16 protein-coding genes are annotated in these 14095 nt (G+C 73.5%); 12 read left to right on the top strand and 4 right to left on the bottom strand.

The window, feature by feature from the left end; genetic code table 11:
* Positions 1–18: 18 nt before the first annotated feature.
* A complete protein-coding gene (locus Q9250_RS03835; protein ID WP_306233273.1) occupies positions 19–726 on the bottom strand; it encodes a response regulator in 708 nt (235 codons plus the stop codon).
* 86 nt (positions 727–812) lie between these two features.
* Here Q9250_RS03835 and Q9250_RS03830 point away from each other — a divergent pair, with 86 nt between their 5' ends.
* Positions 813–2528: a cell wall-binding repeat-containing protein gene (locus Q9250_RS03830; protein ID WP_306233272.1), complete on the top strand. Its 1716-nt coding sequence runs from the start codon at positions 813–815 to the stop codon at positions 2526–2528.
* A gap of 30 nt (positions 2529–2558) precedes the next feature.
* Here the strand turns inward: Q9250_RS03830 and Q9250_RS03825 are convergent, their stop codons facing one another.
* Positions 2559–3827: a sensor histidine kinase gene (locus Q9250_RS03825; protein ID WP_306233271.1), complete on the bottom strand. Its 1269-nt coding sequence runs from the start codon at positions 3825–3827 to the stop codon at positions 2559–2561.
* A 296-nt stretch (positions 3828–4123) separates the two neighbouring features.
* On the opposite strand from Q9250_RS03825, the gene Q9250_RS03820 reads away from it, so the two are divergent.
* The 9 genes from Q9250_RS03820 (at position 4124) to Q9250_RS03775 (ending at position 10934) form a co-directional block, all read left to right on the top strand.
* Positions 4124–4246 (top strand): hypothetical protein, encoded by a 123-nt coding sequence (locus Q9250_RS03820; protein WP_306233270.1) that lies wholly within the window; start codon positions 4124–4126, stop codon positions 4244–4246.
* A 5-nt stretch (positions 4247–4251) separates the two neighbouring features.
* Positions 4252–4914, top strand: coding sequence for a DUF6766 family protein (locus tag Q9250_RS03815; RefSeq protein ID WP_306233269.1), 663 nt, complete (start codon positions 4252–4254; stop codon positions 4912–4914).
* 334 nt (positions 4915–5248) lie between these two features.
* Complete coding sequence (locus tag Q9250_RS03810; RefSeq protein ID WP_306233268.1) at positions 5249–5383, top strand: hypothetical protein; 135 nt, start codon at positions 5249–5251, stop codon at positions 5381–5383.
* A gap of 789 nt (positions 5384–6172) precedes the next feature.
* Entirely contained in the window at positions 6173–6781 is a 609-nt protein-coding gene (locus Q9250_RS03800; RefSeq protein WP_306233266.1) for a DUF305 domain-containing protein, read from the top strand.
* A 212-nt stretch (positions 6782–6993) separates the two neighbouring features.
* Entirely contained in the window at positions 6994–7572 is a 579-nt protein-coding gene (locus Q9250_RS03795; RefSeq protein WP_306233265.1) for an RNA polymerase sigma factor, read from the top strand.
* Complete coding sequence (locus Q9250_RS03790) at positions 7569–8483, top strand: hypothetical protein (protein WP_306233264.1); 915 nt, start codon at positions 7569–7571, stop codon at positions 8481–8483. The genes Q9250_RS03795 and Q9250_RS03790 overlap by 4 nt, the downstream gene beginning before the upstream one ends.
* On the top strand, positions 8480–9265 hold the full coding sequence (locus tag Q9250_RS03785) for a hypothetical protein (RefSeq protein WP_306233263.1): 786 nt from the start codon (positions 8480–8482) through the stop codon (positions 9263–9265). The genes Q9250_RS03790 and Q9250_RS03785 overlap by 4 nt, the downstream gene beginning before the upstream one ends.
* Before the next feature lie 129 nt (positions 9266–9394).
* Positions 9395–10258, top strand: a complete 864-nt coding sequence (locus tag Q9250_RS03780) for a hypothetical protein (protein WP_306233262.1) — start codon at positions 9395–9397, stop codon at positions 10256–10258.
* A gap of 295 nt (positions 10259–10553) precedes the next feature.
* Positions 10554–10934 carry a hypothetical protein gene (locus Q9250_RS03775; RefSeq protein ID WP_306233261.1) on the top strand — a complete coding sequence of 127 codons (381 nt, stop codon included), beginning with the start codon at positions 10554–10556 and terminating at the stop codon, positions 10932–10934.
* Positions 10935–10958: 24 nt separating this feature from the next.
* Here Q9250_RS03775 and Q9250_RS03770 read toward each other — a convergent pair whose 3' ends face one another.
* On the bottom strand, positions 10959–11423 hold the full coding sequence (locus tag Q9250_RS03770) for an SRPBCC family protein (RefSeq protein WP_306233260.1): 465 nt from the start codon (positions 11421–11423) through the stop codon (positions 10959–10961).
* Between the two features lie 180 nt (positions 11424–11603).
* Here Q9250_RS03770 and Q9250_RS03765 point away from each other — a divergent pair, with 180 nt between their 5' ends.
* Together Q9250_RS03765 and Q9250_RS03760 are read left to right on the top strand one after the other, a co-directional pair.
* The gene (locus Q9250_RS03765; protein WP_306233259.1) at positions 11604–12218 is read left to right on the top strand and encodes a hypothetical protein; all 615 of its coding nucleotides are present in this window, start codon (positions 11604–11606) and stop codon (positions 12216–12218) included.
* A gap of 17 nt (positions 12219–12235) precedes the next feature.
* Positions 12236–12856, top strand: coding sequence for an RES family NAD+ phosphorylase (locus Q9250_RS03760; RefSeq protein ID WP_306233258.1), 621 nt, complete (start codon positions 12236–12238; stop codon positions 12854–12856).
* Between the two features lie 56 nt (positions 12857–12912).
* Here the strand turns inward: Q9250_RS03760 and Q9250_RS03755 are convergent, their stop codons facing one another.
* Positions 12913–14094 carry an MFS transporter gene (locus Q9250_RS03755; RefSeq protein ID WP_306233257.1) on the bottom strand — a complete coding sequence of 394 codons (1182 nt, stop codon included), beginning with the start codon at positions 14092–14094 and terminating at the stop codon, positions 12913–12915.
* Position 14095 lies beyond the last annotated feature (1 nt).

Here is a 14095-nt window from a genome sequence, read left to right as displayed (position 1 = left end):
GCGCCTCGGTCTCGGCGCTCAGCCGGCCCGCTCGACCACCCCGTGCTCGTACGCCCAGATCACCGCGTGGATGCGGTCGCGGATGCCCAGCTTGAGCAGCACGTTCGACACGTGCGTCTTCACCGTCGCCTCGCCGACGAACAGCTCGCGCGCGATCTCGGCGTTCGAGCGTCCACGGGCGAGCAGCAGCAGGGTCTCGCGCTCCCGCTCGGTCAGGCCGTCGAGGTGGGCGGATGCCTCGGGTCGCGGCGCGCTCCCGGCCCCGTCGGTCGCGGGGCCGGTGTGGGCGTCGCGCGTCGACGCATCCGCAACCGTGAACCGCTCGATGACGCGCCGGGTCACCTCGGGCGAGAGCAGGGCGTCGCCGCGGGCCAGCGCGTGGACCGCGTCGATGAGGTGCTCGGGCTCGGCCGTCTTCAGCAGGAATCCGCTGGCGCCGGCCGACAGCGCCTCGAAGAGGAAGTCGTCGCGGTCGAAGGTGGTGAGGATGAGCACGGCGGCGTGCGCGGAGCCCGCGGTGATGGCGCCGGTGGCGGCGAGGCCGTCCATGACGGGCATCTGCACATCCATGCAGATGACGTCGGGCTGCAGGTCGGCGGCGAGGCGCACGCCCTCGGCGCCGTCTCGCGCCTGGCCGACGACCTCGAAGCCGGGCTCGCTCGAGAGGATCGTCTCGAAGCCGGCGCGCACGAGCGCTTGGTCGTCGACGAGCAGGATCCGGGTCACGCCTCCACGCTATCGGCGGCCGTAGACGCCGCAGGCCCCGCCCAGTAGCCTGGCCCGAACCCTGCCCTCGAGCGAATGGTTGCCGGATGCGCACCACTGCCCGCCCTGTCGTCGCCGTCGTGCTCGCCGCCCTGCTCGGCGCCGTGCTCACCGTCATCCCGCCGTCGGGCACCGCCGGGCAGGCTTCGGCCGCGGTCGCGGCCGACTTCGACGCCGGCAACCTGGTCTCCGACCAGCGGTTCTACGACGGCGGCGCGATGACGGCCGAGCAGGTGCAGGCGTTCATCGACGCGCGCAGCCGCGGCTGCGACGCCGGCTACACCTGTCTCGACACCTACACGCAGGACACGATCGCGATCGCAGCGGATGCCTACTGCGACGCACTGCCCGCCACGACCGACGAGTCCGCGGCCAGCATCATCGCGCGCGTCGGCGTCGCGTGCGACATCTCGCAGCGATTCCTGCTCGTGCTGATCCAGAAGGAGCAGACGCTCGTCACGCTGTCGAATCCCAGCCCGGTGCGGTACGAGCGCGCAACAGGATTCGCCTGCCCCGACACCTCGCCGTGCAACTCGGAGTTCGGCGGCTTCTACTACCAGCTGTACTTCGCCGCCAGGCAGTTCAACCGCTATGCGGCCCTGCCGCAGAACTACCGGCACCAGGTCGGTCAGGTCAACCAGATCCTCTACTACCCGCAGGTGCCCGCCAACGACTGCGGCACGGGTCCCGTGCTGATCCGCAACCTGGCGACCGCCGGCCTCTACAACTACACGCCCTACCAGCCCAACGCGGCGGCGCTCGCGAACCTCTACGGCACGGGGGACGCGTGCTCTTCGTACGGCAATCGCAACACCTGGCGCATCTGGACCGACTGGTTCGGCGACCCCACCCTCGAGCTGCCGACCGCAGCGCGAGTCGCGGGGCCTGATCGCTACGCGACGTCGGTGGCGATCTCGCAGCGCGCGTTCCCGGCGGGCGCTCCGGTCGTCTACCTCGCGAGCGGCGAGAACTTCCCCGACGGACTCGCCGCCGGTCCCGCCGCCGCGCACCAGGGCGGGCCCGTGCTGCTGACGCCGGGCGGCCGCGCGATCCAGGGCGTGCTCGACGAGATCACGCGGCTCGCGCCCACGCGGGTCGTCATCGTCGGCGACACGCCCTCGGTGTCGGCCGAGGTCGAGACCGCCGTGCGCGGCCTGGATCCCGAGCGCGAGGTGCTGCGGCTCGGCGGCACCGACCGGTTCCACACGAGCCGGCTGATCGCCGAGCACGCGTTCGAATCGGCGTCCAACGCGTTCGTCGCCACCGGCCTGAAGTTCCCCGACGCGCTCGCCGCCGGGCCCGCGGCGGCGGTCTTCGACGGCCCCGTGATCCTGGTGCACGGCGCGATGGCGGCGCCCGACGAGGCGACCGTCGCCACCTTGCAGCAGCTGGGGGTCGGATGGGTCGGGGTCGTCGGCGACGAGAGCTCGGTCTCTGCGGGCATCGCTTCGGGGCTGGGTGCGGCCGCCGCCGAGGTGGAGCGCTTCGCCGGCGCGGATCGTTTCGCGACCGCGGTGCAGCTCGCCGCCGTCTTCGGCGACGTGAGCACCGTGTACGTCGCGAGCGGCCTGGGCTTCCCCGACGCGCTCGCGGGTGCGGCCGCGGCCGGCCACCAGGGCGCGCCGATGCTGCTGGCGCGGCCCGAGTGCATGCCGGCGACGACCCGCAGCGCGCTGCTGCAGCGCGCCCCCGACGACGTGATCGTGCTGGGCGGGCTGCCGACGCTGGGCGAGGCGACGGCCCGCTACGTCAGCTGCGGCTGACCGGCGCCCGTCGCTCGAGATGACGCGGAGTCAGGTGGTGGACTGACCCGCAGCCGCAGCCGCAGCCGCACCCGCAGCCGCAGCAGGTGCGGGCGCCGGCACCGCCGCGCGCACCAGCCAGCCGCCGCGCGAGCGCGGCCCGACCTCGAGCGTGCCGCCGAGCGCCGCGACGCGCTCGCGCATGCCCAGCAGCCCCGCGCCCGCGCCGTGCTCGCCCGCGCCGGCGCCGTGGCCGTCGTCGGCGATCTCGACCTCGAGCGCATCCGACAGGTAGCGCACGCGCACGTCGATCTGCGCCGCCGGCCCCGCGTGCTTGCGGGCGTTGGTGAGCGCCTCCTGCACGGTGCGATAGGCCGTCAGCCCGACCATCGCCGACACCGCGCGGGCCTCCCCGACCACCTGCAGCGACACCGACTGCCCGCTCGCCTGCGCCGCCGAGACCAGCGCCGGCAGCGCATCCAGGTCGGGGATCGACGCGGCACCGTCGTCGTCGGAGCGCAGCGTCAGCACGAGCGACCGCAGCTCCCCGATCGCGTCGCGAGCCGACTGCTCGACGTGCCGCAGCGCATCCGCCGCCCTGCCGGCATCGACCGCGAGCACCCGCCGCGCGGCGCCTGCCTGGATGCCCATCGCCGACACATGGTGCGCGACGACGTCGTGCAGCTCGCGCGCGATGCGCACGCGCTCGAGCGAGACGGCCTGCGTCGCGAGCTGCGCCTGCTGCGCGCGGATCTCGTCGTGCGCCGCGGTGAGGCGCTGCTGCTCGAGCGCCGACGCCCAGGCTCGGTCGCCGAAGAGCCAGGCGGCGCCGAAGTAGGCGATGTTGATCAGCAGCTGGATCACCAGCAGCGCGAAGAAGGCCGAGACGCCGCGCTCGCCCGTCTCGGGGTCGAGGAACCCGCGCACGAACGACGACGCCAGCCACAGCCCCATGGCGATCGAGATCGCGACCCGCACCCAGTGCGCGCGGCGGCGCTGCGGCTCCCACGCGCCGATCGAGTAGAAGCCCATGAAGAGCGCGACCTGCGACGCGTAGAGCTCGAGCGCGCCCGCCTCGCCGGCGACCACGTAGATCACGATCTGCACGATCGCGACCGGCACGGGCGCGACCCGGCGCCACACGAGCGGCAGAGGCAGCAGCAGGGCGGCGAGCATCGGCTGCCAGATCGGCTGCTCGGCGAACTGCATGCCGCTCGCCTGGCTGAGCGCGACCATCACGAGGCCGGCGGCCGCGAGCGCGGCGGCGAGGATCGCGTCGTGGCGCAGCGAGGTCGCATCGGGGGCACGGCGCACAGGCATGCCGTCGAGCCTAGGCGCGCCGGTGCGGCGGGCGCTTCCCTCATGCGGCGGGCGGATGCGTCGGCTCACCTCCGCCGGTCGGGGGAGCGTGCCGCTCCACTCGCGGCCGCCCGCTCGGCACGACGCAAGCCCGGCGGCCCCGCACAACGCAAGCCCGGCGGCCCCGTCTTGCGGCCCGCGGCCGGAGCAGCCGCCTTTCGGCCCACGATGGGTCGGGCGGGCTTGCGTTGTGCAGGGGACCCGCCGTCGCCCGCCGCGGTATGCCCGTTCTCAGACAGCGGGGGCATGCTCGGCTCATGGCTCACATCGACGACGAATCCACGGGCACCCCGGGCATGCGAGCGGTCTTCTCCAGCTGGATCGCGGTCATCGCGATCGGGCTGATCGTCATGATCGCGCTGCTGCTGGCGGGGCGGTGAGCGGCATGCGCAACCACGGCCTCTCGATCGCGTTCGGCGCCGCGTTCCTGGTCGCGCTGGTCGGCCAGTCGATCGCGGGCTTCTTCGTCTTCAACGCCGAGCAGCAGTCGCACGGCGCCGATCCGGTCGCGTTCGGCGACTTCGTCACCTCCTCGCAGTTCCTGGTCGACGTCGCCGAGAACTGGCAGTCGGAGTACCTGCAGTTCTTCCTCTTCATCTTCGCGACCATCTGGCTGGTGCAGCGCGGCTCGCCGGAGTCGAAGAAGCGGGGCGAGGAGGGACTGGGCACCGACGAGGAGCAGCTGGTGCACGAGCACGCGCGCGCCGACTCGCCGAAGTGGGCGAAGGTGCGCGGCTGGCGGCACGCGCTGCTCTCGAACTCGCTGCTGCTGACGATGGGCACGATCTTCGTGCTCTCCTGGCTCGCCCAGTCGCTGGCGGGTGTCACGGTCTTCAACGAGGAGCAGGCGCAGCACGGGGAGGCGGCGATCGGCTGGCTCGACTACATCGTCTCGGCCGACTTCTGGAACCGCACGCTGCAGAACTGGCAGTCGGAGTTCCTGGCGGTCGGCAGCATGATCGCCCTCTCGATCTACCTGCGCCAGCGCGGCTCGCCCGAGTCGAAGCAGGTGGGCGCGCCGCACGGCGAGACCGATGTGAGCCCGTGACAGCCGTGGCTGCGGCTAAGGCGACGGCGCCGCGCATCTCCGCCGCCGTACCCCGGTCTTGTCCCCCGGCTGGGGTACAGTCGAAGCATCGAACTCCATCTTGACCAGAACGTCGTCTATACCGATGCCGACATCGACGAGATCCTCGCCGAGCTGAACGCATCGTCCGCAGGCTCTCCGACCTCGCTCGTGCAGCCCTCCCATGCAAACCGCCAGATCGCGCGCATCCTCGCGGGCTCAGGCCTCAGCTCGATCCGCCTCGCGTGCCCCACAGAACGAGGGGAGACCGTCGAGCTCACGCTCGTCGACGGCGCCTGGCGACGGGGGGCCGAGCATGGATGAGCAGCAGTTCGACGGCTCGATCCTCCTGGTCGCCGGCGCAGTCGCGCTCTTCCCCATCGCCGTGGTGGTGGGCGTCAAGGTGCTGCGCAGCATCATCATCCGCCGCAACCCCGACCTCGAGGCGTAGCGGCCGAGCGCCGAGACCCGCGGGCGCCGACCGCCGTACCCTGTGCTCGTGACAGGCGAGCGGATGCTGCTGCCGGGCCGCGCACTCCCACGTGACGGCCGCTCTCTGCGCGCGCTGCTGCTGCTGGCCGGGATCGTGCTGCTGCTCGTCGTCGGGTTGCTGGGCATGCATCAGCTCGGTCCGTCCGCCGCGGGGCACGGCGCCGCCGCGCCGGTCGTGGCAGGGCATCACGCGCTCGCGCCAGGGGAGCACGCCGCCGACCAGGCGACCGGGGAGCACGCCGCCGGCCAGGCGACNGGTCCGTCCGCCGCGGGGCACGGCGCCGCCGCGCCGGTCGTGGCAGGGCATCACGCGCTCGCGCCAGGGGAGCACGCCGCCGACCAGGCGACCGGGGAGCACGCCGCCGGCCAGGCGACCGGGGAGCACGCCGCGGGCCACGCGACCGCCCGCGCCGCCGGCGGGCACCCCGACCGCGCGCTCGCGCTCGGAGACGCGCCGCCCGCGCCGGCGGAGCCCGAGCACGCCATGCTGATGGCCTGCGTGCTCGCGCTGCTCGCCGGCCTGATCGTGCTCGCGCGGCCCGCTCCCGTGAGGCGCAGCTGGCTCAACGTGGCAATGCGCCCCGCGACGTCGCTGCGACCACGTGCGGCTCGGGCCGGCCTGCCGCCCCCTTCGCTCACCCAACTCTCGATCAGTCGCACATGATCGGCGGCCTGGCCCGGCCAGGCTCGCGGCGTCCCTCCGGGCGCCCGCCGCACCGATCGACCTCGACCGAGAACAGGAACGACCATGAACGACCGAATCCGCGTGCCCCGCACGCACCTGCCCCGACGCCGCGCGCTCGCCATCGGCGCGCTCGTCGCAGTCTTCGCGCTCACCGCCTGCGCCGCCGGCACCGCACCGATGGGCGGCAACCAGCCCAACGCATCCGACACCGCATCGCAGGCGAACGCCGAAGACCAGATGTTCGTCGCGATGATGATCCCGCACCACGAGCAGGCCATCGAGATGTCGGATGCCGTGCTCGGCAAGGAGGGCATCGACCCGCGCGTCAGCGACCTGGCGCAACGCATCAAGGAGGCCCAGCAGCCCGAGATCGACCAGATGGAGGCGTGGCTCGACGACTGGGGCATGGGCTCCGAGGGCGGCCACGGCATGGGCCACAGCGACGGCATGATGTCGGAGGCCGACATGGAGGCCCTCGAGGCGGCCGAGGGCGACGAGGCGAGCCGGCTCTACCTCGAGCAGATGATCGAGCACCACGAGGGCGCGGTCGACATGGCGGAGGACGCCGTCGAGGCGGGCCAGCACCCCGACGTGATCGCGCTCGCGCAGCAGATGGCCGACGCGCAGACGGCCGAGATCGCCGAGATGGAGCAGCTGCTCACAGAGCTCTGAGGCGGCCGTCTGTCGCGAGCCCGGCCAGCACAACGCAAGCCCGTCTGCTGCGACCAGCGGCCTGTGCGGCGGACGACCGGCCACCCCGGCCGGATCGCCCGCCGGGGCTTGCGTTGTGCGGGCGGCACTCGGCGCGCAGCGACCCCGTGCCCCCGGCGCGCAGCGCCCCGCACCCTGGTGTAACCGACGCCGCTTCCCGGACAATCCAGGCTGTGGACCTCGCGCAGACCGACGAGCAGCTGTGGCGTGCCGTCGTGCGCGGGGACGGCGTCGCCTTCGCCGCGATCTTCGACCGCCACGGCGACCGCGTGTGGCGACACGCCTGGAGACTCATGCAGCACCGGCAGGACACCGAGGATGTCGTGGCAGCCGCCTTCGCGGAGGCCTGGCGGCGGCGGGCGCACGTGCGCATCGTCGACGAGTCGGTGCTGCCCTGGCTGCTCGTGACGACCACCAACTGCGCCCGCAACGCCCGCCGCAGCCTGCGCCGCAACGAGCGGCTGATCGCGCACATCCCGCTCGGCCCCGACGCGCCCGACGCCGCCGACGTGGCCGCCGACCGGTTCGAGCGCTTCGACGCGGGCAGCGCGGTGGCGCAGGCGATGCGCGAGCTCTCCGACACCGACGCCCGGCTCGTCTCGCTGGTGATGCTCGAGGACGTGCCGCTCGCCGACGCCGCCCGGGCCATCGGCATCGGCTACGGCGCGGCGAAGACGCGCATCCATCGCGCGCGGCAGCGCCTGCGCGGCCGTCTCGAGGCCGCCGGTGCGGCCGAGGAGGTGTCGGCATGAGCGATCAGTGGCTTCCCGAAGGGCCGGGGCCAGAGCCGATGGACGATGCCTTCAAGGCGCGGATGCGTCAGGGCCTGTCGTCGATGGCGGTGCGGGAGCGTCTGCGCGAGCGCAGGCGCAACCGGGCGATCGCCGGCGGGGCGCTCGCGGCGGTCGTCGTCGCCACGGTCGCCGTGATCGGCGCGCAGGCGCTCGGCGGCGGGCAGCTCGAGCAGGATCGCGCCCAGCCGGGCACGACGCAGACGCCGGCGCCGGCCACGTCGAGCACCCCCGCCCCGACCGAGCCGAGCACGCCCGCCCCGACCGAGCCGAGCACGCCCGCGCCGAGCGAGCCGGGGCCGGCTCCGGCGACGCCACCCGCGGGCTTCGAGGTTGTCGCAGCCGGCGAGCCCCGCGTGCTCGACGTGCAGTCGTGCGCCGACGGCTGCGGCGATGCCGGCACCGGTGGCGGCAGCCCTGTCGAGCGCACCTTCGACGTCTACCTGCTCTGCGAGGGCAGCGGATCGGTCGCCTACGGCGGCCAGTCGTGGGTCGACTGCAGCGAGCATCCGGCGGGCAGCGCCTTCGTGCAGCTCGATGCGATCGACACGGTCGACGACGGCGATCCGCAGTTCACGACCTCGACCGACTTCGACGGCCAGCTGCGGGTGGTCGAGCCCGGCCGGCTGCCCGCCGGTGACGCCGGCGGCAGCACCGCCACGGTCTTCGTCACCTGCCAGGGAACGCGCGGCACGGTGCGCGTAGCCGGCGTCGTCTTCGACTGCGCCGCCGCTGAGGCGGCTCCCGGCATGGTCGTGCGCTCGTCGACGATCGCCGCCTGGGGCGTGCCGATCGAAGCCGGAGCGCTCGCCCCGCGCATCGAGCCCGACCCCGATGCTTCTGTGCAGGTCGCCTACGTGGTCGAGCGATGAGCTGCCGCGCACTCACGGTCGCGGCTGCGCTGCTGACGCTCGCCGGCGCGACCGGCTGCGGTCAGGCAGGGCTGCTCGCGCCGACGCCGACGCCGACGCCAAGCCCGGCCCCGACCTCGACATCGCGCCCGTCGCCGACCCCCGCCGACGGCCCACCCGCGACGCCGCCCGCCGCATCGCCCCTGCCTACCCCCACGCTCACCGAGTCGGCGCCGCCCGCACCGCGCGCATCACCACCGCAGCCCCCGGTCGTGCCGTTGCCGCCCCCGTCGCCGCCGCTGACCGAGATCGCGGTCGATGGGCCGGCCGCCCTTCCCGGCGCGACCTACGACCTGGCGATCGCGTGCACGGCGCCGCTGCTCGTCTGGCTCGACGACCGCGGCGACTTCGCCTATGGCAGCGCCGGCGACGGCCCGGCGCTGCCGTGCTCCGAGGGCGATGCGCTCCTCCTTCAGCAGGGCGTGCCCGGCGAGGTCGCGCGCCCCTTCGGCGTCGTCGAGGCCGACATCGGCGCGCCGCTGATCGTCACAGCCGAGGCGGGCTCGGGATTCGGGGCGGATGCCGTGGCCGCGCTGGCATCGGCCGCCGACGCCCCGCTCGTCACGGTGCAGGTGTCGTGCCCGCGGTCCTTCGAGGCGAGCCTGGCCGCGCAGCTGGGCGCGTGCGACCCGCTCGCGGGATCGCTGACCTTTCCGCAACCGGTGACGGTCGATGCGGCACTGACCGAGCTGGTGCTGCCGCAGGACTACGCCGGGCTCGTCCAGCTCCGTCGACTCGAATGACGCCGGCGGTGACCGGCGGCCGGCCGCGCCGAGGTCGACAAGATCGCGCGACGCAGCCGTAACCGGCGGCCCGTGCCGGACATGTCTAGGTGAGCGAGGCGACGGCGCCCCGCCGGCAGGAGGCACGCCATGTACGACAGCACCCGGCAGCCCGCACCGCTGCCCACGACCGCGCAGCGCACCGCGCCCGCACCGGTCGCCCCGACCCACCGCAGCGCCCGTCGGGCTGCCATCGCCCTGATGCTCGCGGCCTCCGCAGCGCTCGCCGGCTGCGCCGCCCCGGGCGCCGCGCCCGACGCGCCCGACGCGGCGCCGCCGAGCCCCAGCGCGACCCCGGCGCCCAGCGCGACCCCGACGCCCAGCGCGCCGCCCCGAGCGACGCCGACCCCGACCCCGACCCCGGCCCCCAGCCCCGTGGCCACACCGGCGCCCACCGACGCGGGCGAGCCCGACGCATCCGTCTTCACCACCCAGAACGGCACCGCGAGCTTCGCGCTGCCCTCCGGTTGGAGCATCGTCGACAACAGCGTCGCGATGCCCAACCACGACGGCGCCCAGCAGTGGTTCAACCAGGTCGGGCTGGTCGACGAGCAGGGCCGTGAGCTGCTGCAGTACACCGATGGGGCGATCGACGACACCGGATGGATCGATCCGCAGTGGGCGGTCCTCGACGAGCGGCCGATCGCCGGCGAGCTGCCGCTCGCCGAGCTGAGGGCCCGCGCCTGGTGGCTGATCAGCGAGGGGCGGGCGCCGCTGGTGTTCGCCGCGGTGGCGCAGCAGTCGACGGCGGCTGAGCCGCCCTACGCGTCGTTCTTCGAGGTCGAGGGGCGCATCGGCTTCTTCCGGGCCGAGCTGGCGCTGCTGGATGTCTGCGCCGCGGTGATCGACATCCCCGCGGCCGAGGCGTGCCTGCGCAGCTCGGAGACCGACGAGCTGCTCGACGTGCTCCAGACCCTCGAGCTGCACGACGTGCCGTGGAACGCGATGCCATAGCTGCCGCCGCAGACGCCGATCGTCCCGCGGAGCACCGCGGGGCGGTCGAGCGGCCGCCGTGACCCACATCGACCACTGTGCGGCGAACCACAAGGCGAGGACCGGCAGAAATGCCGAATCACGATGTTTCCTCACAATCACGTTGCGCGTGTCAGCGCCGGGCCATACTCTGCGAGCAGTTGCCGTCCCCAGCGCCGACAAGGCGAGGCAGCTGAAGGAGATCACGATGTCCGCATCCCGCGTCCCTGCGCCCGCGCCCGCGTCGCCGCCCCCGCCGCCGCCTCAGACGAGCGCCGTGGCTGCATCGAGCGTCTGGGAGGGCTGGCCGATCGAGAAGGCCGCAGCCTGGGCCGACGCACTGCTCGCCTACGACGACTTCCGGCCCGAGAGCGAAGTCACGCCCATGCTGCGCGTCGCGCTATGGCACGGCTTCCACCTGCGCGGCGTGCTGCCCGAGCTCAGCGCGTGGGCCGAGCAGGCCGCACGGTTCGAGGCGGTCGGGGTGACGGTGGATATGTTCGTCCGCGTCCACGAGGGCGCCGGACTGACGCGGTGGACGCCCGAGGCGGAGCGCCGCTGCCGACGCGAGCGCGAGGGGCGCGGCACGGGACGTGCGCGCACGAGCGAGCGGAGCGCATCCGCCCCGCTGCAGCGCCGCGAGCCGCAGCCCGCGTAGCGGGCGGCAGCGGCGGCCGCCGGGTCAGGGTTCGCTGCGGAACGACGCCTGCAGCGCCTCCATCGTCGCGGTGCGCTCACGCCTGGCGAGCCATCGGTAGACGGGCATGAGCAGGCTGCGGCTGCCGTGCACCTCGAGTCGCGCGCCATGGCGCACGCGCGTCGCATGGTCGGAGACGACCTCGAGCTCGTAGCCGGGCCAGCCCTCCGCGTGCACGCGGCCGCCGCGGCCCGGCTCCCACCAGTGGAAGACGAGCCGGGTGGGCTGCTCGAAGGCGACGATCTCGCCGAGCACCGTGCCGGCCGAGGTGCGATCGGTGTAGGTGCTGCCGAGACCGGGTTCGCCGGGGGAGGTCTGCTTCGTGCTGCTCAGGATGCTGCCGCGGGTCGGCATCCACTCGTTGTAGCCGTCGATGTCGGCGAGCCGGGCGAAGACCGCGTCGATCGGGGCGTCGACGATGCGCTCGAGCGCGAGCTCGCTGGCTGCCATGGGCTCAGCGTGCTCCTCGCGCTTGCAGTTCTCAAGGTGCTCTTCGAGCTTCGAGCTTCGAGCTTCGAGCTTCGAGCTTCGAGCGTCGAGCTCGCGAACGCCGGTCGCGCCAGGCATTGACGCTCCCGTTCCACGGGCCCTACCATTGCTTACGTCGAACCCCTTTGAAAGGAGCGTAAGATGGCGCGCACTGCCTCTCGTCACGAGGAGGAACTCCGCCAAGCACTTGAGCTGGTGGCCTCGGCGACGCCTCGTGAACTCGATCACGTCTACGCCTCACACTCGACGACGCTTCCCGACGCTGCGGCCGCGGTCCGGAATGCACTTGCGCAGTGGAATGCCGTGGTGCAGCTGGAGTCGGCTCTCGTGGCACTGCCTGCCCCGATCGATCCCGCGACCACACGTGCCGCGCAAGCGACGGAGAACGTCTGGCGTCGGCTGGCCACCGAGTTCGGCATGCTGTCGTCGTCAGAGGTCAGCGAGCTCCTCGGAGCATCGAACGCGAACCGGGTGTACGCATCCGAGCGCCGCAAGAGGGGCGAGCTGCTGGCAGTGCAGCGGAAGAATGCCTACGTCTTCCCGGCGTTCCAGTTCGATCACGAGACCGGGGTCGTGCATCCCTGGGTCGCGCCGCTGCTCAAGTTGGCGGAGCACCACGGGCGATCGGCCGCAGGCGTCATCAGCTGGATGATGGCACCGACGACGTACTTCGACGGGGGGCGACCAGTCGATCACGTCGAGGCCCCCGACCGGCTGCTCGACGTCGCTGAGCGGGCCTGGGGCATCGATTGGTAGCAGCCACGGCGGCCGCAGTGCCGCCACCGCCTGAGCCGTTCGATGCGCTCACCCACCTGCTGGCCGGCGGCAGTGGTCTCAATCGAGTGCATCATCAGAGCCGCGAGGCGACCGCGTTCAACCCGGGCCGAGGCATGCCGACTCGGTTCGCGCCATTCAACGTCGACGGAGCACCGATCCCGACGCTGTACGCCGCTGCGTCTGCCACTGCGGCCGTCTGCGAGTCGATCCTTCACGACGTGCCGCTGTCTGGCGGACTGCTTCCCGCTGCCCGGTACGAGCAGTACGTCGAGAGCGGGCTGAGGGTGACGCGCGACCTGCGCTTGGCGATGCTGAAGGGCGAGGGGCTGCGGCGGCTGGGAGTTTCCCCGCAGCAGCTGACCGCCACGGAAGGGGACGTCTACGGGAGCACCGTGCATTGGGCGCGGGCCGCGCACGCGGCAGGGTTCGAAGGCGTGGTCTGGATGAGCGCTCGCGACAACAGCGCCGAGGCGTACATGCTCTTCGGTGATCGCGTTGCCGCCGACGACCTGATGATCACTGCCGAGGGTGCCGGTCGCCTTGGCGTGGGCACAGACGGCTTCCGATGGCTGTCGGCCTACTGTTCGCTGGTCAAGGTCGACGTGCTGCTCGAATGATCGAAGGGCCGCCCACAGCAAGGGGCAACACGGCGCGCGAACTCGTCGCGACGCCGTCAGGAGCTCGCTGCAGCGAGACGAGACCCGCGCGGGAACGCCAGCATCACCGCGGCGCTCAGCAGCCAGACCGCGCCCGAGCCCGCGAGCAGCAGCAGCGGGTCGAGCCCGGCCAGCAGCCCGGCCACTGCCGCACCGCCGGCGCTCGCGGCGGCGCGCAGCGCGGCGCCCACCGTGAACACCTGCGAGACGACGTGCACCGGGCTCTGCGTGCGCCGCAGCAGCAGCATCGCGGCGGTGGGTGCTGCCGAGCAGAGGCCGGAGATGCCGACGAGCGCGATGGTCCAGCCCAGCCCGATGCCGAGCGACGCCGCGAGCGTCGCGAGCCCGACGAGGCCGAAGCCGACCAGCATCGTCGTCTGCGGTGTCAGCACGTCGGGCCGCAGCGGCTCGAGCGCGGCGCCGACGAGCGCGCCGGCGGCGAAGGCGGCGACGACGTAGGCGCTGGCCGAGGCGTCGCCGGTGGCGCCGAGGGCGATGCCGATCGCGGCGATGGGCATGATGCCGCGGCCGAACTCCGCGAGCGTGCCCGAGGTCGTGACGGCGGCGAGCGGCCGGTGGGTGGCGAGGGCGACGAGCCCGTCGGCCATCGAGCGCACCAGGTGCGGGTGCGAGGCGGCGCGCGGCGGCACCCGCAGCAGCGGAAGGCCGGCGAGCGAGAGCAGCGCGATCACGGCCATCGCGAGCAGCGCGGCGCGCGGCCCGAGGGTGGGCGCGAGCGCCGCGACGAGCGCGGGCCCGGCGACGCCGCCCAGGTTGTAGCTGAGGGCGTCGAGCGCGTAGGCCTTGCGGGCATCGGTACCGGGCGCGGCGACGAAGCTCGAGAGCCCGCCGAAGCCGAAGGGGATCAGCAGGCCGCTGACGGCGAGGCCGAGCATCACGGCCCAGACCGGCACCGGCCCGAGGAATGCGGCGACGCCGTAGGCAGCGGCGGTGCCCGCGGCGGCGAGCATCATGAGCAGCCGCGGGTTGTGCGAGCGGTCGAGCAGCGCGCCCACGAGCGGCGCGACGACGATGCCCGGCACCAGCGCGATCGCGACCAGCGCGGCGCCGAGCGCCAGGTCGCCGGTCACGTCGACCGCGAGGATCGGGATGGCGATCGTCGCGCCACCGGCGGCCGTGCGGATGGGGACGGAGGCCGCGAGCTGCCGGGCGCCGCCCATGGGCGGCGCCTCGCTCACG

Origin of the sequence: Agrococcus beijingensis (assembly GCF_030758955.1) — a bacterium.
In the GTDB taxonomy this organism is placed as follows: domain Bacteria; phylum Actinomycetota; class Actinomycetes; order Actinomycetales; family Microbacteriaceae; genus Agrococcus; species Agrococcus beijingensis.
This window is presented reverse-complemented; position numbering and strand designations above follow the sequence as displayed.